Raw genomic sequence first — 21,836 nt, forward strand, 5'->3', positions numbered from 1 at the left:
CTTTATCCCCCACCCTGCCCGCGCTTCGCGGCAGGCGATTTTGCTTTGACGTATGTCTTTTCAACCCCGGGCGTGAGCAGCAATCGCTCAGCGCCGTCCGGCCCTTCGAGCACGACGCCTTGCTCGCTGACTTTGACCAGCCGGCTCTCACCGAACTTGTCGCCCAACCGCACATGCTGCCCGTTAATTATCGCGGCGGCCCTGCCTTTCTTCGGAATCATGACCGATTGCAATACGGGCGCCCCGCTCTCTCCCGACTCCACCGTCTCTGCAACGCTCGCCGGTGGGCGGGTCGGGTCGGCCATCGAACCTGTCTGCGCCCAGACGTTCGGCAAGGCGAATACGGCGGCCGCCATGCAGCCGAGAATCAAATGACGAGCCATGCGCGGTCCATGCTGATGGTAAAAACGGTTAGGGTCAGGACCAGCTTTGGATGCTTTTCCGCTGACAGCGCGACGCTGTCCCAGAGAAACTTCGAACGCGACTGTTCGAGCCGCTCGAGATAGGCCACGAGTTCCTGATAGCTCCCTTCGAGTTTGATCTCGACGCCGTGCTTGAAGAGGCCCGCCGCGGGAGGCGCCACCTCCGTACCCGCCGTGGCCACTTGCGCAGCTCCGCCCTCGGCCGGAGCCGGTGCTTTCCGGTTCAACAACGGTGCGACGGGAAGCGTCTTGAGACTGAGCAGGCGAACATTCCCTCTGCGTCCGATGACATCTTCCAATACGCGCGGCATTTGCTGCGGTGCTACGAAAGAAGTCTCCATGGCTTCCACCCGGGCATTCAGGCCGGCAAGCCTCGTTTTTAACTGGGCGATCTCCGCTCGTGCTACCGCATCGGGATTCTGGTCGGGGGCATTCAACGCAGCGATTCGGGCTCGTGCCGCCTGCAACTGCGCTGTAGCATCCGCTGTCTCGCGTTCGGCTGTATGCACGCGGCGAAGCGACGGCTCGATAAAGGCCGTCGCACCAACAAAAACAATGCCGCCCAACACCGCTACTGCAATCAAAACGCGCTCACGGCGTTGCAAGCCGTCGTACCAGACGCCGAGGCGCTTCCACGGCGCGTTCATTGTTTTCTCCCGTCATTCTTTGCCGCGTCTGCGCGGGCTTTCTCCGAACGCAGGATGAACTCGACGTAGTGCAGCGCTGGAATAGCCGCTACGCCGTCTCCTTTCGCCGTATCGGCTGCCGTTTTCGGCTCGGCCGGGTCGACGCCGCGCATTTCGAGCGCAGCGAAACGACGTCCTTGGAACGCCGGCTCACGGCCGAGGGCCTGAACGTAGGCCGGCAACTTTGCCGAATCGAGCATGCGGCCGCGTACTTCGATTTCATCACCGCCGGCCGATATGTCGAAACCGGTCAGCCAAAGATCCGGCTGTGCCTGACGCGCAAACGCTGCCATCGCCGCGGAAAATCGGCCTTCGACGGCCAGCGGCCGCGTCTCCAGCGCGCTGAGTATCTCTTCGCGCAGGCCAACGGCGACCCGGCTGCTATCGAGCTCCGCCGCCACCGCCGGAGAAACCTTGCGCTCGCCCATGGCCTTGGTCAGCTCGGCAAGCTTTTGCTGTTCGTCAGCCAATTGCTTCTGGACGACGGCCGCCGCTTCGGCTTTGCCCTTCGCCTCCAAGCCCGTCCAAGCGGCGACAATCGCGGTGACAACGAACACGACGAGCGCGGCGCCGCCCACGTTGCGCCACGTTGCAAGTTCTCGGCGCGGCCTCAGCCGATCTTCATACAGGTTGATCTGCTGACTCACGCGTTCCCCTCCGACGTGCGCAACGCCGCGCCGATGGCGAGAAGGTGCTTCGCCTGATACTGCAGATCGGTTAGTTCCGGAGTGCTGCGGAAATCCATCACGGACGAGAGGTCCATCTCCTGGATCGGTACATAGACGTTCTCCGCCAGCGCGGCGGCAAGACCTTCGACCCGGGGATAGCTAGCCAGAACGACACGCGAAACCGGAATGTGACTGTATTGCCGGTCGAAGTTGTCGAGGCTGCGCTGTACTTCGAGCACCAGCCTTTCACGCACCCGCTCACGCTGTTCGGCGTCGACCGCGCTCAGCTGCACCGACGTCATATCGCTGCGGCGGACGGCGACGAGTTCGCCGTTGAAGGTCAATGTCAGCATGGTGCCGACGTCGTCGACGCGCAGGAAAACCAGGCCCCGATTTTCTTCTTCTAGCAACACCGCGACATTGCGCTGCGCAAGCTCGGGAATATCGACGGCGCCCAGCGTAACTTTGGCTTCCTCGAATGGCTTCACTCGGGCAAGGACGGCGGACTCGGACGCCGACACGACGAGCACGGTAGACGCCGGCCCGGAGGATTGGCCCCTGCCCGGGATGTCGAGTACGCCGATGCACGCCGTATCGACGGCGTATGGGACGACCTCTTTCAACGACCAACGCAACGCTTCCTTGCGCTCTTCCGCCGGAACCGGTGGCGCGTCGAGCTGCGTCACCGCGTATTCGCCGTCCGGCATCAATGCCGTGCAGGCGTAAGAACGCAGATCCCGTCGGGCGCGCAACCTCTGCAGTGCCTCGCGTTCGCCGTTCTCCAGCGCGAAACTCTCGAGTAGCCGCACTTCCGGCCGCGCGTCCCGAGTTCGCACCACGTGCGCGAGCGTCACCGAAGCACCGTGCAACTGGATGGCCATCCAGCCCGGTTTGCGCGATTTACGAAGAGAGGAAAGCATGGACCCACTTATCTATATTTTGGCGGAACGATACATATTAACCGCTCCGGCAACAACGCCTTTTTTCACGAATCATCAGAAGTTCTCGCGCCGGTAGATCAGTGGCGTTTTGTAGCGACCGAAAGCCGCCATCGCATCCGGAACCGGTCCAAACCAACTCGGTACCGTGGCCGTGATTTTCGCCGTTCCGAAGTTGTTCGCTCCCGGCGCAGCGAGCCAGAGATTGAAGTCGCCGGCGAAGCCCACGGACGTTGTCGCTCCTTCCCGGAAACGGCGGGGCATTGGCGCAGCTGTTGCGCACGCAGCCCCCCCGCTCAATGCCGGGAGGCTATCGCGAACGCAGGTGGGCAGAGTACCGGGTGAGTTGGTTAGCCCCACGCTTACCGCGTTATTCGGATCAAGGTCCACGTTGCCAGTGCAGCTGTCAGCCGTGTTGAGAACCCACCCACTTCCATTCCAGAACTCGGTCCTGAAAACGACAGGCAGGTCGAGAAGCTCGGAACCGTACGCGTTGCCCAGCCTCACGCGGCCACTCCGGACTTTGGTCGTTCCCTCGACCGTTGACGAAGGCAGCGTACGCAACGAGGTAACACCGTCCGTATCCAGAGCGCGAAGACGTACGTTCGTCTCGGGCGTTTGCCGATTGGTAAAGGTATAGCTCGGCCGCGCACTCCCGACCCCCGCATTGAATTTCGTGTTCTGAATCGTATTCGGAGAAAGAGCTCCAGGGCCAGGATTATTCTCGGTATCCCCTTCGTTCCGGGCCATCAAAGTCACTACCTTGGCAAATGCAGCGGTGTAGTTCTGCGTCGTTCCCCCACTCCCGTTCTTTGCCGTGACTTGTAGTTGAAACGGCTGGCCAGAGTAGGAGAAACCACCGGCGTCGCAGCCCTGCGTTACGGCCGTATCGAAGTGATCCGGGATGAATCGGCCGAAATGCGCCGTCTCGACCGTGTTGCCGAAATTGCAACCGTACTTGCCTTGACCGTTCAAAGTGTTCGAGAAATTGCCTACGACGCAATCTCCGCCGAGCTTGTCGCCTGAATCGGCGACGAACGAGTCGTCGAAAACGCCATTCACCCTGAATCGGAAATAGCCGACTTCGTCGTAGGTGAAGCTGCCGTTGGCGTTGTTTCCCGACGCACCGTTCGCTGTGTTGGAAAAGCTTCCGGCAAGCGTGCCCGTTCCAGGCGCTGACCGCCCTCCCGATGGCACGCCAGGCCATTCGATCAGCGAAGGATTGACCGTCGGCTTTCCATCGTATCCCGGAACACCCGAATTCGCGGAAAGCGTAAATGCGGTTTCCGTCTTCACCACGGGCGTCGCCGTCGCGCTGACGCCAGAGCCATCGGCAGAAGCGCTCGAGGTGACGCTGGTAAAGCCGCTCGGCCGGACCGCGAAGCTGTCGGTCGAGCATGCCGGCGCGGATGAGCCAACCTTCGCGCGAACGCGCACGTTGCGTGCTGCATTGACGTAGGTGAACTGCACAGTCTTACGTCCGGCGTTCCCCGCGGCGTACGTAATCGGGTTGGTTGACGTTAACCCGGCCCCGGTTGGGCAGGCCGACGACGACGCATCGACGAGATCGACGTTGACGGTTCCCGTGTAGCCGGTGTTCACGGTGGAAGGGGAAGTAAGCGCAAGGACATCCACATTGAACGGAACGCCCGCAAGCTTGGTGAAAAGCCGTGTTTGCGGAGCCGCCCCCGGCTCAACCGCGTCGAAGGAACACGATGAGGAGGCGAAGTTAATGGTGCATGTTTCGGTACTTCCTTTGAAACAGCGGGGCGCGGTTTTACCGGGTGCAGGGGAAACGCTCACCATTCCGAGCGTTACGTCACCGGCCGTTGCGTAGCTCAGCTGTCGCGACGTGACCCCACCGGAGAATGTAAAAGTATCGCCACCAATCCATCCCGAAGGCGACAGGCGGACCGTAACGTCCCCAGTGTAAAGCGTGGAGCAATCTTCGTTGAAACATGCCTTCACGATGACCGTTTCGGGCGCGCAGACCGACGCAACGCCGTCGTGCTCGATGCGGATATGGTCGAACGTGCCCGAGCAATTGCGGCCGAGATTCATATCGGCCTGAACTTCGGCAGCACTCAGTTCGTATTTGTACAGCTTCACTTCGTCGATCATGCCGCGGAAATTCCGCGCCGGCAGCAGGGTACAGTTCGAGTTCGTCGAGATGTCCCCTCCGATATAGAACGGGCAGGAGTTGGCGGCGAGCGTACCGGTCCAATTGTTCGTGTTCGCGTCCGGAACCCCATTGATGTAGATCTTCTGCCGGCCGGCTCCGCTGGCGGAACTGAACGTGATCGCAATATGCGTCCACGTATTGAGTGGAATCGTCGCCGCTGACGTCAGAGTCGACGAATTCCACCACCAATAGAGTTTGCCGCTGGAGTTGAGGTGGAACTCATAGTTGACGTCGTTGGACAGGATCGACGCCATTTCGGATGGCAGCGCCGTTGGGTAAATCCAGGCCGATGCAGAGAGCTGGCTGGTGTAATCGAACTGCGCATTACGGGCGACGCTGATGACGGCGTTTCCGTCGAAGCGACCGGCATTGCAGAAACCGCCGACGACCGAGGGATAGAGAGAATCGATGGTGGGCGACGGGATGACGGCGTTAGTCGCGGTCGGGTTGGTTGTCGTTCGACGTTGCCCATGCAACGCTGTACCGCCGCTGTCGATGATTTCCCCTGCGGATCCCGTCCAGGATCCAGCAGGTTCGTCCAGGCGGAAGTGCGTTCTCGCTCCGGCGAGGACGAGAATCGAGGCACTGGCCGAGTTTGCGCCCGGCGATGTCACTGTGTTTGTCAATGTACCCTGAGCGTTGAGAGACACCGCAAGTGTCATCTGCGCAGTAGCTCCTGAAGCCATCGAGGGAATGGTCCACGCAATGTTCTGCCCGGACTGAGCCACGGAACCGAGCGTGGCGGCATGCGTCGAGTAACTCATCCCAGCCGGAAGAACGTCCGAAACGACGACGTTCGAGAGCGTATCCGCCGACGGATTGCTCACTGAGATAGTGAACGTGATGACGTCACCGACCACCGCGGATGCGGCACTCGCTGTCTTCGTCAAGCGGACGACGGGGGCGATCGTGCCAACCGCGAAACTACCGAATGCCGTCGTTCCCGGGAAAGTCGCTGTCCCGCCCGTCGCTGACGGCGAGTTCTCCGTCGCTGATCCCGCTGGGATCGACCAAACGCTGCCGGAGTAACGAACGGTCTTGAATTTCGCAATCGTGGCCCCTGTGTCGACGTCCCCAGCGAGGAATGCAAAAGTCGCCGAATAGCTTCCGCCACTTGGTAACGATGACATCATGTCGCCGCTTGCTCCGAGCGTCCAATAGCGGTTCACATCGAGCGACGACTGAATGCCCGAGGTCGCAACCTGCGGGTGCTCACCGTTGTCGGTACGGCCGGTCAGGGTACCGCCCGTAATTCCGTTAAACCAGGGAATGGTCAGAGAGATCGGTGCGTAAGCCGTCGCCGTACCGACGGGATAAGTACACGTCACGCCCCACGCCGGGAACGTTAATCGCAGGTTGCCATTAACGAAACTGTCGCTGTCTCCGCCCGCGACCGAGGTCGGACAGTTTCCGCCGACGGTAAGGATATAGGAGCCCGTGGTGACGAGCCCGCGACTCAAGGTCAGCGTGCCCGTCACGGTCACGTTGCGGGCGAGAAGGAGACCGCTGACGTTATTGAGCGTCAGGTTGGCAAACGTTGTATCGCTGGAGCCCGTCACCCGTTGCAACGAGCTTCCGTTGAAGATCCACGATGTCGAAGGCAGACTGATTGTTCCGTTGTTGGTCAGGTTGCCCTTGAGGTTCAGTGTCGAAGAAGCGTTACTCGTTACCGTGCTACCGGTATTGACTGTAAAGTCCGTTATCGTCGTCGAGGTTCCGTAAAACGTTGCCGACTGCGATCCAGACTTGGTGAAGACGAGCGAACCGACTGTAAACGCCGCCGAATTGTTGGTGACGTTTCCCCCGACGTTGAAGGTGCCGTTCACCGTAAGCGCGGCATTGGTCGTCGTGTTGGCGGACACCGTTAACGTATCGGCGAGGAACGACGCGCCGTTGATGGTGAGGTCGCCACCGACGGAGATCGCCAGGCTGCCGCTGGCCCCATTGTCGGCCACCGCGCCTGAACTCGTCAGGTTTCCGGTCACTGCGAGAGTGCGTGCAGCAATTCCGCCTTGCCGCAGCGCCCCAGAGTTGATGGTCAGGGAAGCAACGGTCGCATCCGTATCGAGCGTGACGGTATCGTTGTTGATCGTCGCGTTGTCCGTAGCGATCGGAGGCCCGTCGCTGTCCCCACAATTCCATGTTGCCGCGGCGCTCCAGTTGCCCGAGGCAACGGAGACGCAATTCCTCTCCGGTACCACGTAATCAACCATGATACTGATAGCATCCACCCCCACTGTCGGGGTCCCGCTCCCGTTCATCGGCGCACGCGTCGCGAACACCACTCCGAATGCGGAACCGTTGATCTCTGCAGGCTTCCAGGTAGTACCCCAAAGAGAGTTCGCGCCACCGTGTGCCTCAACAACGTCCGCGGTTGTGTAGATCGTAGATGTCGCCCCGTTGGAACCCACAATGGCGGATGCTTTGATCAACCGAACTTCAGAATCAAGTGGTTTCGGATTGTTCTGCCCACTGGCGTACAACCGCTCAACCTTGACCGTGATGCCGTTGATCGTCGCCCAGACAGGAAGGATGGAAAAACCGAAGTCAGTACAACGGAGATAATTGCTTGTTGCCCCGCTGAATAATTGAGCAAAGGCGTAACTATTGTCACTCTGCCGAGCACGCTCAGGGCTATTCCAGGGTCGAGTCCCGACCGTCGAATCGTTTACGCAATTCGTTGGAGTCCGCTCAACGGTCAAAGCAAATGCCGATGAGGTAGCGAAAGCAAAAACGAGCATCGCTCCCATGGCCACAGCGGCGGCAAACCGTCGTTTGGCGCGTGCCGGACGTTGAGCCGATAAGCTGACAAGAAAGCGGCCAAACTTACTAAGGAGTTCGCTTTTCATACCCGCTCCTCACGGACACGCATACGCCGGCGCCTCGCCATCGCGGCTCCGGCACTTTGCCACCGTCGCCGAGATTTCACGCTCGACGTAATGCGGGCTACCTACATTCCCGGGGCCGGCGGCCGTGGCCGTCAACCGGTAGACGATCACCGAACGCGTATTGCCGCTTTCCAAGTAGACGGGCGGCCCCCCGGCTCCGGCGGCTCCGGCAGGAAACCGAGAGCAGACAACGGTCACAGTAAAACCTTCGATTGCCAGAACCCCGGCAGCGCAATCCGGCATGTTCGGCCATTTGGCATCTCCCGGTGTCACGGCGGATGCATTGATCGGATCGAGTACCCGGTAAAGTCCCCACTCGATTCCTGCGCGCGCCGCCTGATACGCCCGCGTACCTTGGATGTCCTGCGCCGACGTCACGCTTTGCGTCGTCGAAACACGTGCGAGAAATGCGGCCAGTCCAGCCAGGATCACGAGCAGGAAAATCGCGCTGGGTAGCGCAAAACCGCCATCGGATCGCCTCCTTTTCGTGTGCTCGATACGCCGCTTCATGGCACGTTATCCACGTTGACCTGATGCAGTAGCGTGACCGACTCATCGCCTCGCGTTAACGTCAGCCGAATTGAAACCAACCCGTTGTGCTGCAAAGCGCCCACCGTATCGGCAAAGTTGCACGCGGTGACATGGGAAACCAAAACGTCAGGGGTGATCCCGGGAAAGAGATCCGCAAAAGTCATCCCCGTGGTCGGGAAACCGTTTGCAACGTATCGCCGTACGGTGCCATCAGCACATTCATATCCGATCGGAGCGCCGACGATCTGGAAGCGCTGCCCCGGCGAGGGAAACCGAAGGACATCCGCAGAAGCGATCGTCACCGTGTTGCCCCCCGTCAGCGCAACGCGTCGGTTGGTGAGCGGCCAATCGTAGGCATCGGCCCCGGGGATGCCGAGGTTGTAGACGACGAGGCTATCCCCCTTGTTCACCGTCACAGGCGGGCCCAATACGTCGAACGCCGTATCGACAACGGTGAAATCCAGGGGATTACCGGGGGCCGCCGTATCGCCGATCTCCGCACGATACCGACCAGCATCGTGCACCGGGATAAAAACGAGCTGCGTACCGGCCGCGTCGAGAATGCGCACGCTGTTGGGCAAGGCGGCTTGAAGGTCGCGGGCGATCCGCCGGGCGGCGGTATCGGCTTCGTCCGTCAGCGCCGCACGGCGGGTCGAATCGGTGTAGGCGTCCATCGCCGGTCGGATAAAGACCGCCACTGTTCCAGCGACGATGCCCGTGATGACGATGACGACAATCGCCTCGACCAGTGTAAATCCGGATTGCCGCCGTCCTCTCGTCATGGTGGGTTATCCCGCGGCATTGGGGGCGTAACGCGCCCGGTAACCCACCAGGGTGACGTTCTCTCCGCGGCCCATCACCGTCACCGCAATGCGTAGCATCGCGCCGGCCGGCATGTCGGCAAAAGGCGCCACGCCGCCAGCCTCCGTGATGGCCACATCGACGGTGTAGCCCGCCAGCCCGTTGCCATTCAGATCGGTGGCCGCCCCATTCAAACCGCCGTAATCGGCTACGTTGTCGAAGGGATTAGTCAGGCTTCCGCGTGCCTCGCCCGCCGGAGAAGGCCCTGCGAGGCTGCTTTGACTCGTCGTGCAATCACCAGAACCGACGGCGGTCGCCGCCTTCTCGTCCTGCGGATCGCACCAGGTAAACGGCTGCTGCTCGATTTCAAGCAACAATGACTCGGCGATTGCGAGCGCTTGCTTGCGCACCATTGGATCGGCGCTGTGTCGCACTACCGTATCGTAAGTAACGAGGATACCGGCCAGACCGACGCTAATAATTATTATGAAGACAATTAGCTCGATTAGCGTCAGCCCAGCCTGCCGCCTGCTAATTCTCTTGCACATAACCCGTCGCCGCCACTACGGTGATCGATCGCCCCGCTAGATTTGTTACAGTGATGTTCTGCCCGAACGAGGCTTCTCCCGATGGCAGAAAACTAAAGTTAATCGGTGGCGCAGTAAAGCCGCCACGAGCCGGAACCACGTACGGAGTGCCTCCATCTGGTCCGGTGACCGGTGTATTACAGGCACCGCCGAAGGCACTCGCGACGGAGAGCGCAACTGCGGGATTCGCGCCAAATACTACGCAAACTTCCCGCCGCTGCGCTACTGCGGACTTCTGCGCGTAACGCAGGATCGAAACGGTGGCATCGAAGAATCCACGCGCGTCAAACTCGGGTTGGCTAGCAAAACGAGGCAGAGCAGTCACCGCCAGAATACCAACAACCACAAGTGTGACGACTAACTCGACCAACGTAAAACCAACAGAAACTGCGCGCTCAGATACGCGGATTGCCACTATTGCTCACCCTGGGGAAAAACCATCCTCCTCAGTTGGAGGAGTTATCTGGCCCCGGTAAGCGTAAATGTAGCGGTCGGATCGCCTGCAGCAGTCCCTGCGCGCAATGTGCAAACGACATTAGCGCCCACCGCCAATGCGGCGGCCGCTGTTGTCACTTGATAAGTAGGATTTGTCACTGGCATCTGCTGCTGCAATAGCGCATTTGCCGTCGCAAGACTACACCCACCTGTCGTATCAACAACCGCTTGCCCGCCGGCGGGGGTCGGTGTAACAACGGACCCATCCGTTACCGTTCTGCGCGCCAAATACGTTGAATAATTGAGGGAATTTCCTCCGTTTATTGCACCTGCAAACCCCTGTACCGCGGCTGTCCGCGCATCACCTGTCAGGTCAACAAATCGCGGCAAAGCGGTCGCCGCCAGAATCCCAAGAATAACGATGACTACAACCAACTCAATAAGCGTAAAACCCTGCTGCTTCGATTTCATTTGTCCACCCCCAGAAGGAAGAAATAATTACCCGAATATCGCGCCTAACGCTATGAACAATTGTCCAGGGTCAACCCGGTAATGTTGTACGTTGGCTGGTTGTCTACCGCCGCCTCGGTATAGATGAAAGAGCAAGTCCCATGGCTTGAGTCAGGTTGAATCTCTTGGGTTGTGGCAGCTGCCGCCGGCACCGCGTAGTCAGGCGTAGAGATGCCCGCCAATGTCGCAATCACCGAAGCGTCTGGGTAACCGTTAGCGTAAACAACCGTGGTCCCTTCGATGGTGATGTTCGGCGTAGGTGTGCCCGTAAAGTTAGCGTTAAACCCCCGCGCAATAAGCAAACCGTGCGCCATCGCCGCGGCCCCCTTTACTGAACCCAGCGCACCATTCATTTTTGCCAACCTAGCGTCCGCCTGCATTGCCGCGAACTTCGGTAGAGCTATTGCCGCAAGAATGCCGAGTATCGTAATAACCACGATTAACTCGATAAGAGTAAAACCCCTGTTATTCTTCATTGAACTTCCCTCCAAAAAACGCGCATACACAGACCTGTTATAACGGCACGAATACGCCATTCATTTACCTGTTTTTCAATCCCTCACCTGCACCCAAACACAAGAAGCAGCAGGCTGGATTCTTAATCCAGCAAAACTACCGTCTTTCGCGTCGGAACCGCGCTTGTCGCTCCGGGCCACCCGCCAGCTCAAGCGGTCGCACGCAGCACCCTTCTCATCGCTGAGCCCCGCATTCCGCGGACGATAATAAAGTTGGTGTTCCCCCTTATCGAAGCACCAGCCCCCTTGTTCCAGCGCTCGACCTTCGAACCTGCCACACTCGCCTTGGTAACCGGCGGGCGGCGTCCCCAGCCACTGGATCGGATTGCTGCCGACCCAGGAGGCAATTTCATGTTCGCGTTGCTGCATCAGCGCTTCACCCATCGCGAGCTGCAGCCCCGTGCGCATGTTGCGCACCGTCAATTCAACCACCTGTCGTTCGGCCTGCGCCTTGGCGTCTTCAAGCGCCCTGAGCAAACCGAGCATCAGCAACACAAGCAACACCCCAGCTACAGCCCCGTGCAGCCATCGCGAGGCCGCATAGTACCCGAGTCCACGGGCCTCGTGGGGCGTCATCGCTTGATCGCCACCTTCCCCAAATCCCACATCGGCAGGAAGATGCCGAGGGCCAGAATCAGCACCATGATGCCGAGCAAAACAATCAGAATCGGCTCGATCTGCTGGCTCAATGTCTTGAGCTCGTACTCGACTTCCTGCCGGTACATGTCGCCGATTTCTTCCATCATGTCGTCGACCGCACCAGACTCTTCGCCGACTGCGACCATCTGCAGGACGACCGGCGTGAAGATGCCCGAACTGATCGTCGCCCGGAGCAAGCTCTCGCCGCGCTCGACATTTTCGCGCATGCCCTCGATGCACCGGGAAACGTAGGCGTTGTCCACCGTCTGCGCGGAATTCGAGAGTGCCTGCATGACCGGAACGCCACTGCGAATGCCGAGCGAAAAACTGCGTGCAAAACGCGAGAGGGCTGCCTTGTGCAGAATCTTGCCCGCGATCGGAATCCGCAAGGCGATGCGGTCCCAGTCGTAGCGGCCACGCGTAGTGCCAACCCACGCGCGGAAAGCGCCGACGGCAACCGCCACGATGCCGATCAGTGCTGGCCAGTAGTTCACCATGAAGTTAGAGAAGCCGAGCAGCACGCGAGTCATCAGCGGCAGTTCGGCCCCGAAGCCGGCAAACACCTTGGCAAAAGCCGGGATGACCCAGATATTGACGACGACGATGGCTACGGCCATGGCCAGCACGACGAACATCGGGTAACGGAGCGCCGACTTTACTTGTTCGCGCATGTACCGTTCGAACTCCAGGTGTTCGAACAGACGTAGGAAGATTTCTTCGAGCAGGCCCGTCGCCTCGCCGACGCGCACCATCGATAGGTAGAAGGGGGAAAAGACGCGCGGATGCCGAGCCATCGCCTGCGAGAGTTCGCGACCGGCTTCGAGGCTCTCCCGGATCTCGCCGATGACGCGTTTCATCTCCGGGTTGATCGCCGCGTCCTGCAGGCCGCTCAAGGCGCGCATGATCGGTACGCCGGCCTTGAGCAACGTGTGCATCTGACGGCTGAAGAGGAGAAGATCGATGTGCGAGACGCGCTGCTTGAAGAGCGTAACGTTGAAGCTCGCCGCCTTCTCGCGTGTCTTGGCCGGCGCCTCCTTGATCTCGACAGGCGTCAGTCCCTGGCCGCGCAGCACGTCCACGACGGCACCCGACGTTGCCCCCTCGAGCACGCCCTCGACCAGCCGGCTCCCGCCGTCTCGCGCCTTATAGGCGAACGCCGGCATTCATTCCCCCACTTAATTCGCTCACAACCCGTCAATCCTCGAACTGGTTGCTGATGCGCATCGCTTCCTCGATCGTGGTACGGCCTTTTACGACCAGCCGCACGGCGTCACGACGAAGCGTCTCCCCCGCCATTTGCTTTCTCGCCACTTGCACGAATGCCGCCGTATCGTCGCTGTTGATCGATTCGACGACCTCGTTGGTCATTTCGAGCATTTCATATACGCCTGTACGGCCCGCGTAGCCGGTTCCGCCGCAATGGGCACAACCGCGACCCTGCATATAGCGACGCTGATCGACAGTATCGCCGAGTTCATAGCGTAGCCATTCGCGTTCATGCGGAAGCGGCGCATATGGCTCGGCGCAATTCTCACAAATCACGCGTACAAGGCGCTGGGCAAGAACGAGCTGCAGCGACAACGCGACCATATAACGGGGCACGCCCATGTCGAGCAGGCGGATCGGCGTCGAGATGACGTCGTTGGTATGCAGGGTGGACAGCACCATGTGGCCGGTGATAGCCGCCCGCATCCCGATTTCCGCCGTCGTTTGGTCACGCATTTCGCCGACGAGCACGATGTCCGGGTCCTGACGTAAGGCGGAACGCAGCACGCGTTCGAACGACAGGTCGATCTTCTCATGCACCTGTACCTGATTGATGCCGGGCAAGCGATACTCGACCGGATCCTCGACCGTGATGATCTTCTTTTCGGTTGTGTTTAGCTCGGAGAGCGCCGCGTACAGTGTGGTTGTCTTCCCGCTCCCCGTCGGCCCGGTCACCAGCACCATACCGCTCGGGCGGCCCACGGCCCGCCGCAGGCGATCAAGCGTTCGTGGCGGCATGTTGAGACGGTCGAGCGACAGCAGGCCCGTGTTCTGATTGAGCAGCCGCATCACGACCGATTCGCCGAACTGCGTCGGCATCGTGGAGATGCGGACGTCTACCATGGAGTTACGGACCTTGATCGCGAACCGCCCGTCTTGCGGTAGCCGTTTCTCCGAAATGTCCAGACCGGACATCAGTTTCAGGCGCAGAGCCAAGGCCGAGGCAATCTTCGAATCGGCCTCCATTTGCACGTGCAGCACGCCGTCGATGCGGAAGCGGACGCGTAGCGAACGGTCCTGCGGCTCAAAGTGGATGTCCGAGGCACGCGAACGCACGGCTTCCTCAAACACGGTCTGCAAGAGCTTGACGACCGGAGCCTCCTCGGCCCCCGTCGTAGTTCCCAGCAAGTCGCCGAACTCGACCGGAACGTCGCCCAGGTCTTCAGTCAGCTCCTTGGCGAGGCCACTGATCTCCTCCGTGCGCCGATACACCCGGTCGACGAGGCCAAGCAACTGGCTCTCGGCCACGACGGCGAGATCGATTTCCCGCCGCAGCAGACGGAAGATGTCGTCGTAGGCCTGCAAGTCGGTGGGATCGACGAACCCGACGCGCAAGCGGCCGTCGATCTCTTCGAGGACGACCGCTCGGAAACGCCGAGCCTGTGCCTCGGGCAGCAGGTTGATGAGTTCCGGTTTGGGATTGAAGTGTCGCAGATCGACGTAGGGCGCCCGCAACTGGCGGGCAAGGGCCTGGGAAATGGCCTCTTCCGTTACGAACGAACTATCGACGACAATACGCCCGAGCTTACGGCCGCTGCGTTTTTGCTCTTCCAGTGCGAATTTCAACTGCTCTTCGGTGAGCAGGCCTTGTTGGATGAGCAGATCGCCGAGGCGAATCTTTTCCGGCCGCGCCATGGAAAGCTCCAGCAACTTTTGAAGTAACTACGCTAATTGGCTGATTTTAGCCGATCCTTGGTGAACAAACCGCATTTTTGGAGAACTCATTGGTCGCAGTTGTCCTGTTTCAGCCTGAGATTCCACCGAACACCGGCAATGTGATCCGCTTGTGCGCCAACACGGGGACGGAACTGCACCTCGTGGAACCACTCGGCTTCCGCTGGGAAGATCGTTCGCTGAAGCGGGCGGGACTCGATTACCACGAGTTTGCCCGCGTTTTCCGGCACCGCGATTGGGAGACCTGCCTCGCCGCCCTCACAGGACGGAGGCGTTTCGCAATGACGACGAAAGGCGGTCGCCATTACCACACGGTGACGTTCGATCCCGACGATGTCTTCGTTTTCGGACGCGAGACGAGCGGCTTGCCGGCAGCGGTTTTTGGCGAATTTGACGATGAGCACCGCCTAAGACTGCCAATGCGTGAAGGGCAGCGAAGCCTCAACCTGTCGAATGCGGTAGCCGTCACCGTATTTGAAGCGTGGCGTCAGCAGGGATTTGACGGAGGGGTGTAAAGCTGACCGGCGCGGGAGCCGCGGCCAGAACCGTGTCAGAGAACACGACACGGTTGGGCAAGCGGCGGGTCTACAGCCCGTTTTCCGATTTCGGATCGCGACTAAGCAGGGCGTCAACCGCGTCCCACGCGGGCACGTCGGCGTGAAGAATGGCGTCGACGGCTTGCGTAATCGGCATATCGATCCCGAGTTCGCGCGCCAGCCGGGCAACTTCGCGGGCGGTGCTAACGCCCTCGGCCACGTGTCCCAGGTCAGCAAGGATTTCAGGAAGTTTCTTGCCCGTCGCCAGCGCCAGCCCGACCCGGCGGTTGCGCGAGAGATCGCCTGTGCAAGTAAGCACCAGGTCGCCCATGCCGGCCAGGCCCATGAATGTGGCCGCTTGCCCACCGAGCGCGACACCCAGGCGAGCAATTTCCGCCAACCCACGCGTCATCAGGGCGGCACGCGCGTTATGCCCGAAACCAAGGCCATCGCAAATCCCCGTTGCGATAGCCATGACGTTCTTCACCGCGCCGCCCACCTCGACGCCGGCCAGATCGTCGTTGGCGTAAATGCGTAGCCGTGGACTGTGCAGTTCGAGTGCCGACCGCCGAGCGAAATCGGCGTTGTTCGCGGCCAGCGTGACTGCCGTCGGCAACCCCTTGGCCACTTCTTCCGCAAAGCTTGGTCCGGTCAGCGCGCCATAGAGTGCATCAGGACCCAGTTCTTCGGCCACGATCTGATGCGGTAGCTTGGCGGTATCCGCTTCGAAACCTTTGCAGACCCACAACACCGGCTTTGCTCGGTGTGAAGCCCGCAGCCGGCGCACCGACGCGCGGAAGCCGACCAGCGGCGTTGCAAGAATGACGAGATCCGCGCTGGAGATGGCTGAGTCGAAATCGTCAGCGATGATCAAGGACTCGGGCAGGGAATAGCCAGGGAAAAAGCGCCGATTTTCGCGCTCAGAAAGCATCGTGCGCGTAACGTCGTCTTCGCGCGTCCACAACACGGTGCGATGGCGCGGTGCAAAGGTAATCGCCAGCGCCGTGCCCCACGCTCCGGCGCCGATTATCGTTAGATTCAAACCTAGATGCCCCAGATCTGGTTGGCGCGCACGAACCCCGTCTGCCCGTCTTGATGGTGTACTTTCACCCATCCGCCCAATGCCGTCTCCAGATAATCGAGCGAGACGTTCTTTTCGGCTTCGAAGGCCACCGGGGCGCCTTCTTCCGGTTTCTGGCGGATTTCCGCACGCTCCGCTGTAACGATCACCGAGCGACGATCCGCGAGAAACTTGCGTTCGATCCACGCCAACCCGCCTTCGGCGTCGCGGACCTTGCACCAGCCTTCAAGATTGACCACGACTTCGACGGGGGTATCGCGCTTGATGACGAAAAGCTTGGTGCCCCGTTGCGAGGGCGTGTCGTAAAGAACCGTCGGAGCATCGACCGTGCGGTATTCGATGGCACTGGCTGGCAAGGAATAAGCCGCCGCCACGAGCGACAGGATCAATAGCCGCTTCATCTTCAGCACTCCTCTTGGTTTCGACGTCCCGTCCGGTGGGAGTCCCTCGCCCCGGACCATCACAATCGGACCCGGGATGGGGGAATAATGACGCCCCGGATCTATCCGGGTACAGCCTTACTGAACGGTCGGCGAAGTGCCCGCCGCCTCTTGCTGTTCCTGCATGCGGGCGGCGTACAGCGCCTCGAAGTTCACGGGCTGCAGAACGACCGGTGCGAAACCGGCGCGCACGACCTCGTTCGAAACCACTTCGCGGGCATACGGGAAGAGGATGTTCGGGCACGCAATGGACAACAGCGGATCGAGATTGTCCTGCGGCACGTTGCGGATGCGGAAAATGCCGGACTGCCCGATCTCGACGAGGAAGACGGTTTTCTCGCCAAGCTTGGCGGTGACGGTCACCGTCAGCGTCACTTCGAAGGCATCGTCGCCGAGACCCTGCGCCGCCGTCTGCAATTGCAGGCTGACTTCGGGACTCTCACGTTCAAGGAAGATGGCCGGTGCGTTGGGCACTTCGAGCGAGAGATCCTTGATGTAGAGTTTTTCGATGGCAAAAGACGGGGCTTCTTGTTCAGTCATGGTAATCCTGTGATGAGTTGTATTGAGTAACGGGCAATCAGGACCGTCAGGCGGGATCGCCGGACAGCAAAGGCAACAGCTTGCCGGCCTGATCGAGTGCGATCAGGTCGTCACAACCGCCCACGTGGGTATCGCCAATGAAAATTTGCGGTACCGTACGTCGCGAGGTCTTCTGCATCATTTCGACCCGGCGTTCCGGATCGAGATCGACCCGGACTTTTTCGATGTCGGCAACGCCGCGCGCGCGCAACAGCTGCTCGGCCCGCAAGCAATACGGGCAAACGGCGGTCGTGTACATCAGCACGGGGCGATAGGTACTCACTTCTTTCCTTTCTTGAGCGGCAGGCCGGCCTGACGCCATGCGTTGATCCCGCCCTCAAGGCTATGCACCTTGGTGAAGCCGAGCTTCTGCAGTGTCTTGCATGCGGCGTCGGCGCGGGCACCTGACTGGCAGACGACGATTACGGGTGCCTCTTTTGCACTCCCAAAGTCACCCGCCCGTTCCTCAATGCGATCCGCCGGAATATTGCGTGCCTCAGGCAGGTGCCCGGCAGCGTAATCGCCGGCCTCGCGTATGTCGATTACCAGTGCGTTTTCACGGTTGATCAGCATCGTCGCCTGTGTGGACGACACAGTGTTCCCGCCGCCAGGCCGGCGGAGGCTCGTGAATAACAACAGCGAACCGCTGACGATCGCAACGGCAACGAGAAGCAGGTTTTGCTGAATAAATTCCAAGCGAGACTCCAGAGATTGCAGTTATTAACCAAGTAAGCCCGGCTCCTCTCCTCCAGTCGCGACCAGCGCAGCTGGTCACAGCGAGGACCGCTAGCTCCCGCAGAACACTTCCCGCATCATGCCGATCAACTGCAGCGTGCGCGCATCTCCGACACGGTAGTACACCCGGTTGGCATCCTTGCGCGTTACCAATACGCCCTTCTCGCGCAGAATCGCCAAGTGCTGCGAAATGTTGCTTTGAGACGTACCGACGGCCTCGACAATCTCTTGCACGCAGGCTTCCTGATCACCCACAACGCACAGAATCTTCAACCGCAAGGGGTGGGAAATCGACTTCAGCGCACGCGCGGCTAGTTCGATATGCTCTTGCTTGTCGATCAAACTGGCCTGTATCGGCACGATGCTTGGCACTCGTTAAGTGTGGGGATTCATTATAGAATAAATGCCGATCCGAGGGGCGGCCGCAGGGCAAACCCTCCGCCATCCCACGCCGCCGCATGGACCTCCTCCGTAGTATCGTCACCCGCCCCATCACAGCATTGGTCTCGCTCCCATCGCCCCGCTACGCGCCCACCGTGCGGATCGCCGTATTCGTCCTGATGGGCTTGTTCTGCGTACCCGCCGTCACATGGGCTGCCAAGGAAAAAGCGGCAGCCCCAACGCCCGGTGATGTCGCGGAGAAGAAGAGCGACCTCAAGGAACTGCGCGGACAGATCGAGGCGTTGCGCAAAGAGATGACCGAAGCCGAGGCCAAGCGGGTCGGCGCCGCCGATCAGCTCAAAGGGGTCGAGCGCGAGATATCGGAGACCCAACGAGAGCTTAGTGACCTCACCGCACAGCGCAACAAGGTCGAAGCGACGCTGAAGGACTTGGGAGCACAAGCACGCGGTCTGGAAACCCGCCTTGAAGAGCAGCAGGCTCAGCTCGCCAAGCTCGCCTACCGTCAGTACTTGCAGGGAAAACCGGACTCGCTGCGGTTGCTTCTGAGCGGTGACGACCCTAGCCAGATGGCCCGCGATCTTTACTATCTCGAGGCGGTGGGGCGCGCACGCCAGCACTTGCTCGCCGAGATAGAAACAACGCTGCAGCGCAAGAAGACGCTCGCCAGCGACTATCGCGACCGTAGCGAAGAGCTGGCCGGAATTGAGGCCCGCCAGAAGGAACAACACGGCAAACTGGTTGCCCAACGCGAGCAGCGCAAGGCCGTTCTCGAACGCATTTCGGCAAAAATCTCCGAGCAGCGCCGCGAGATCGGCAACCTGCAGCGCGACGAGCAACAGCTGTCCCAACTGATACAGAAACTGAACAAGATCATCGCGACCCGCAAGGCGCAAAGTCGCCCGGTGCCGCGGAAGGAATCGCCGCAGGCCCAGAAGAATACCGCGCCTGGGAAACCGTCCGAGGAGATTCGCAACGACAACATCCCGGAAGCCGCACCGGCCGGGAACTTCGCCCGCCTTAAAGGCGAATTGCGTCTACCCGCGCGGGGAACCGTCGCGAACCGTTTCGGAGCGCCGAGACAGGAAGGCAGCACATGGAAAGGTCTCTTCATCCGCGCCGCAGCGGGGAGCGAAGTGCGGGCCGTCGCCGGAGGCCGAGTGGTATTTGCGGACTGGATGCGCGGTTTCGGGAATCTCGTGATTGTTGACCACGGGGGCAGCTACATGTCGGTCTACGGCAACAATGACGCCTTGCTGAAACAGGTGGGTGACGGCGTGCGCGGAGGCGACCCGATCGCCTCCGTTGGCAACAGCGGTGGCAATACGGAATCCGGTTTATACTTTGAATTGCGTCATCAAGGACAGCCTCTCGACCCTCTCAAATGGGTTAGCCTTAAGTGACATCGTCATGGAGTAATGTGGATGGGTAAGTTGAAGCAAGCCGGATTGATCGGTGTTGGGCTGGTAGGCGGCGTACTGATCAGCCTGCAGTTTTCGGCGATCGCTCAGAAAGACACGCGAGCCACCCTGCCGGTCGAAGAACTGCGCACGTTCGCCGAGGTGTTCAACGCCATCAAGCAGGGCTACGTCGAACCCGTTGAGGACAAGAAGCTGATCACGCATGCCATCAGTGGCATGCTGTCGAATCTCGATCCGCACTCCTCCTATCTGGATGCAGACGCGTACAAGGATTTGCAGGTAGGAACGCAAGGTGAATTTGGCGGCTTGGGTATCGAGGTCGGAATGGAAGACGGCCTCGTCAAAGTCGTCTCGCCGATTGAAGACACTCCCGCCGACCGTGCCGGAGTAAAGTCGGGCGACCTGATCTTCAAGCTTGATGAAACGCTGGTCAAAGGCATGACGTTGTCGGACGCCGTCAAGCGCATGCGTGGCAAGCCGAAGACGCAAATCAAACTAACCATCCTGCGCAAGGGCGAGACCAAGCCGCTTGAAATCACGTTGACGCGCGAAATCATTAAGGTTCAGAGCGTCAAGTCGAAGCTCGTCGAACCGGGCTACGGATACCTGCGAGTTACGTCTTTCCAGGAAAATACGACCTCGTCCGTGGTCAAGCATCTGAACGACCTATACAAACCCGGACCGCTCAAGGGCATCGTTCTCGATCTGCGCAACGACCCCGGCGGACTGCTGAACACGGCAATCGGCGTCTCTGCCGCCTTCCTGCCGCCGCAAACGCTTGTCACTTCGACCGATGGTCGAACACCGGACGCCAAGCACCAGTATTTCGCGGTTCCCGACGATTATCTCCGCGGAACCAAGGATGACTACATGAAGGCGTTGCCGCCAGAGGCACGCAAGGTGCCGATGGTCGTCCTGATCAATGGCGGCTCGGCCTCAGCATCCGAAATCGTGGCTGGTGCCCTTCAGGATCATAAGCGTGCGGTAGTCATGGGCACCGGAAGTTTTGGTAAGGGCTCTGTCCAGACCGTCCTTCCGCTACCGGGCGGCGCCGCCATCAAACTCACGACGGCACGCTATTTCACCCCGTCCGGACGGTCGATCCAGGCGAAAGGGATCGTTCCTGATATCGTGGTTGAAGAGCGCGCCAATGGCACCTCGGCGACTCGTCTGAGGGAAGTGGATCTTGAGAACCACTTGGAAAACGGCACGAAAGACATCGCCCAACCCGGCAAGGCACCGGCCAAAACGCCAGCCGCCAAACCGAAGAACGGCGCCACCAAAGAAGACGAGGACGAATCAGCGGATTTGCCGAGCCGGGAACTGGCGTCGAAGAACGACTATCAGTTGAGCCAGGCGCTGAATCTCCTCAAGGGGCTGCAGATCATGCAGCCGAAGCCGTAGCGTTTCCCTCTCGGGCGCGACGTGAAGCGGCCGGCGGTAACTGGACATAAACCGGAACCGATCCGCAAGGAACGGAACATTCTGTTTTCCAAGTTTCCGCCGGGTCAGGTACCGGAGGCCGCGAGCTTCCTCTCGCGCATCGACCATGTCGAGGCGACCCCGGACGTATCCCACCTCGCGGTTGGCGTGGCTTATGATTTACGCGAGCACTCGCTGGAAGAACTGGAAGTCTCACTGGAAGACAAGGGGTTCCACCTCGACTCGACGTTGATGAGCAAACTAATGCGCGCGCTCATCTACTACATCGAAGAAACGCAATTGCATAACCTGGAAGCTCCCGACCGGCCACTGAAGAAATCTCAGAACGAAGCCTACACGCACGCCTGGGAGCGGCACCCGCACGGGGACCACGACGATACGCCGCCGGAATGGCGCGAATACAAATAGCCGGGTTTGGCCGCTGAACGCTTCGTTTCCCGCTATTCAATTAATCGACCCA

The 21,836-nt window shown here is 60.1% G+C and carries 24 protein-coding genes and 1 pseudogene; 4 read left to right on the top strand and 21 right to left on the bottom strand.

Translation table 11 applies throughout. The features are described 5' to 3' along the window. Nucleotides 1-2: 2 nt before the first annotated feature. The 15 genes and pseudogenes from NZ453_RS06720 to NZ453_RS06785 form a co-directional block, all read right to left on the bottom strand. Nucleotides 3-383: a hypothetical protein gene (locus NZ453_RS06720; RefSeq protein WP_263769700.1), complete on the bottom strand. Its 381-nt coding sequence runs from the start codon at nucleotides 381-383 to the stop codon at nucleotides 3-5. After that, entirely contained in the window at nucleotides 368-1,069 is a 702-nt protein-coding gene (gene gspM / locus NZ453_RS06725) for a type II secretion system protein GspM (RefSeq protein WP_263769701.1), read from the bottom strand. The genes NZ453_RS06720 and gspM overlap by 16 nt, the downstream gene beginning before the upstream one ends. Continuing rightward, nucleotides 1,066-1,755, bottom strand: coding sequence for a PilN domain-containing protein (locus tag NZ453_RS06730; RefSeq protein ID WP_263769702.1), 690 nt, complete (start codon nucleotides 1,753-1,755; stop codon nucleotides 1,066-1,068). The genes gspM and NZ453_RS06730 overlap by 4 nt, the downstream gene beginning before the upstream one ends. Continuing rightward, complete coding sequence (pilM, locus tag NZ453_RS06735; RefSeq protein ID WP_263769703.1) at nucleotides 1,752-2,696, bottom strand: type IV pilus biogenesis protein PilM; 945 nt, start codon at nucleotides 2,694-2,696, stop codon at nucleotides 1,752-1,754. Before pilM ends, NZ453_RS06730 begins: the two co-directional genes overlap by 4 nt. A 75-nt stretch (nucleotides 2,697-2,771) precedes the next feature. Continuing rightward, nucleotides 2,772-7,109: a DUF6701 domain-containing protein gene (locus NZ453_RS06740; RefSeq protein WP_263769704.1), complete on the bottom strand. Its 4,338-nt coding sequence runs from the start codon at nucleotides 7,107-7,109 to the stop codon at nucleotides 2,772-2,774. Nucleotides 7,110-7,754: 645 nt separating this feature from the next. After that, nucleotides 7,755-8,294 carry a pilus assembly PilX N-terminal domain-containing protein gene (locus NZ453_RS06745; protein ID WP_263769705.1) on the bottom strand — a complete coding sequence of 180 codons (540 nt, stop codon included), beginning with the start codon at nucleotides 8,292-8,294 and terminating at the stop codon, nucleotides 7,755-7,757. Next, nucleotides 8,291-9,097, bottom strand: coding sequence for a prepilin-type N-terminal cleavage/methylation domain-containing protein (locus NZ453_RS06750; RefSeq protein ID WP_263769706.1), 807 nt, complete (start codon nucleotides 9,095-9,097; stop codon nucleotides 8,291-8,293). The genes NZ453_RS06745 and NZ453_RS06750 overlap by 4 nt, the downstream gene beginning before the upstream one ends. Before the next feature lie 6 nt (nucleotides 9,098-9,103). Continuing rightward, nucleotides 9,104-9,550 (bottom strand): type II secretion system protein, encoded by a 447-nt coding sequence (locus NZ453_RS06755; protein ID WP_420851617.1) that lies wholly within the window; start codon nucleotides 9,548-9,550, stop codon nucleotides 9,104-9,106. Between the two features lie 30 nt (nucleotides 9,551-9,580). Then, nucleotides 9,581-9,664 (bottom strand): annotated as a pseudogene (locus NZ453_RS22150) (prepilin-type N-terminal cleavage/methylation domain-containing protein); the annotation flags it as partial. Continuing rightward, on the bottom strand, nucleotides 9,648-10,118 hold the full coding sequence (locus NZ453_RS06760; RefSeq protein ID WP_263769708.1) for a prepilin-type N-terminal cleavage/methylation domain-containing protein: 471 nt from the start codon (nucleotides 10,116-10,118) through the stop codon (nucleotides 9,648-9,650). The gene NZ453_RS06760 and the pseudogene NZ453_RS22150, both read right to left, overlap by 17 nt. 44 nt (nucleotides 10,119-10,162) lie before the next feature. Continuing rightward, a complete protein-coding gene (locus NZ453_RS21895) occupies nucleotides 10,163-10,609 on the bottom strand; it encodes a type II secretion system protein (RefSeq protein WP_275983098.1) in 447 nt (148 codons plus the stop codon). A 50-nt stretch (nucleotides 10,610-10,659) separates the two neighbouring features. After that, nucleotides 10,660-11,124, bottom strand: a complete 465-nt coding sequence (locus NZ453_RS21900) for a prepilin-type N-terminal cleavage/methylation domain-containing protein (protein ID WP_275983099.1) — start codon at nucleotides 11,122-11,124, stop codon at nucleotides 10,660-10,662. Nucleotides 11,125-11,199: 75 nt separating this feature from the next. Beyond that, nucleotides 11,200-11,739: a hypothetical protein gene (locus NZ453_RS06775; RefSeq protein ID WP_263769709.1), complete on the bottom strand. Its 540-nt coding sequence runs from the start codon at nucleotides 11,737-11,739 to the stop codon at nucleotides 11,200-11,202. Next, entirely contained in the window at nucleotides 11,736-12,965 is a 1,230-nt protein-coding gene (locus NZ453_RS06780) for a type II secretion system F family protein (RefSeq protein ID WP_263769710.1), read from the bottom strand. Before NZ453_RS06780 ends, NZ453_RS06775 begins: the two co-directional genes overlap by 4 nt. A 31-nt stretch (nucleotides 12,966-12,996) precedes the next feature. After that, nucleotides 12,997-14,703: a GspE/PulE family protein gene (locus NZ453_RS06785; protein ID WP_263769712.1), complete on the bottom strand. Its 1,707-nt coding sequence runs from the start codon at nucleotides 14,701-14,703 to the stop codon at nucleotides 12,997-12,999. An 89-nt stretch (nucleotides 14,704-14,792) separates the two neighbouring features. Between NZ453_RS06785 and trmL the strand changes: the two genes are divergently transcribed. Then, nucleotides 14,793-15,257, top strand: coding sequence for a tRNA (uridine(34)/cytosine(34)/5-carboxymethylaminomethyluridine(34)-2'-O)-methyltransferase TrmL (gene trmL, locus NZ453_RS06790; protein WP_263769714.1), 465 nt, complete (start codon nucleotides 14,793-14,795; stop codon nucleotides 15,255-15,257). Between the two features lie 70 nt (nucleotides 15,258-15,327). On the opposite strand, the gene NZ453_RS06795 is transcribed toward trmL, so the two are convergent. The 6 genes from NZ453_RS06795 to NZ453_RS06820 form a co-directional block, all read right to left on the bottom strand. Beyond that, nucleotides 15,328-16,320, bottom strand: a complete 993-nt coding sequence (locus tag NZ453_RS06795; protein WP_263769715.1) for an NAD(P)H-dependent glycerol-3-phosphate dehydrogenase — start codon at nucleotides 16,318-16,320, stop codon at nucleotides 15,328-15,330. 2 nt (nucleotides 16,321-16,322) lie between these two features. Continuing rightward, entirely contained in the window at nucleotides 16,323-16,760 is a 438-nt protein-coding gene (locus NZ453_RS06800) for an SH3 domain-containing protein (protein ID WP_263769716.1), read from the bottom strand. 117 nt (nucleotides 16,761-16,877) lie between these two features. After that, nucleotides 16,878-17,339, bottom strand: a complete 462-nt coding sequence (gene secB / locus NZ453_RS06805) for a protein-export chaperone SecB (RefSeq protein ID WP_263769717.1) — start codon at nucleotides 17,337-17,339, stop codon at nucleotides 16,878-16,880. A gap of 46 nt (nucleotides 17,340-17,385) precedes the next feature. Then, entirely contained in the window at nucleotides 17,386-17,637 is a 252-nt protein-coding gene (gene grxC / locus NZ453_RS06810; protein WP_263769943.1) for a glutaredoxin 3, read from the bottom strand. Nucleotides 17,638-17,657: 20 nt separating this feature from the next. Beyond that, nucleotides 17,658-18,074: a rhodanese-like domain-containing protein gene (locus NZ453_RS06815; RefSeq protein WP_263769718.1), complete on the bottom strand. Its 417-nt coding sequence runs from the start codon at nucleotides 18,072-18,074 to the stop codon at nucleotides 17,658-17,660. A gap of 90 nt (nucleotides 18,075-18,164) precedes the next feature. Beyond that, the gene (locus tag NZ453_RS06820; protein ID WP_263769944.1) at nucleotides 18,165-18,467 is read right to left on the bottom strand and encodes an ArsR/SmtB family transcription factor; all 303 of its coding nucleotides are present in this window, start codon (nucleotides 18,465-18,467) and stop codon (nucleotides 18,165-18,167) included. A gap of 104 nt (nucleotides 18,468-18,571) precedes the next feature. Here NZ453_RS06820 and NZ453_RS06825 point away from each other — a divergent pair, with 104 nt between their 5' ends. Genes NZ453_RS06825 through NZ453_RS06835 form a run of 3 tightly spaced genes read left to right on the top strand, consistent with a single transcriptional unit; the run spans nucleotide 18,572 to nucleotide 21,784 of the window. Then, complete coding sequence (locus tag NZ453_RS06825) at nucleotides 18,572-19,915, top strand: murein hydrolase activator EnvC family protein (protein WP_263769719.1); 1,344 nt, start codon at nucleotides 18,572-18,574, stop codon at nucleotides 19,913-19,915. Nucleotides 19,916-19,930: 15 nt separating this feature from the next. Beyond that, nucleotides 19,931-21,337, top strand: a complete 1,407-nt coding sequence (locus tag NZ453_RS06830; protein WP_263769720.1) for a S41 family peptidase — start codon at nucleotides 19,931-19,933, stop codon at nucleotides 21,335-21,337. A 21-nt stretch (nucleotides 21,338-21,358) separates the two neighbouring features. Next, nucleotides 21,359-21,784 carry a hypothetical protein gene (locus NZ453_RS06835; protein WP_263769721.1) on the top strand — a complete coding sequence of 142 codons (426 nt, stop codon included), beginning with the start codon at nucleotides 21,359-21,361 and terminating at the stop codon, nucleotides 21,782-21,784. Nucleotides 21,785-21,836 lie beyond the last annotated feature (52 nt).

It is taken from the genome of Propionivibrio soli, from assembly GCF_025770765.1.
In the GTDB taxonomy this organism is placed as follows: Bacteria; Pseudomonadota; Gammaproteobacteria; order Burkholderiales; family Rhodocyclaceae; genus Propionivibrio; species Propionivibrio soli.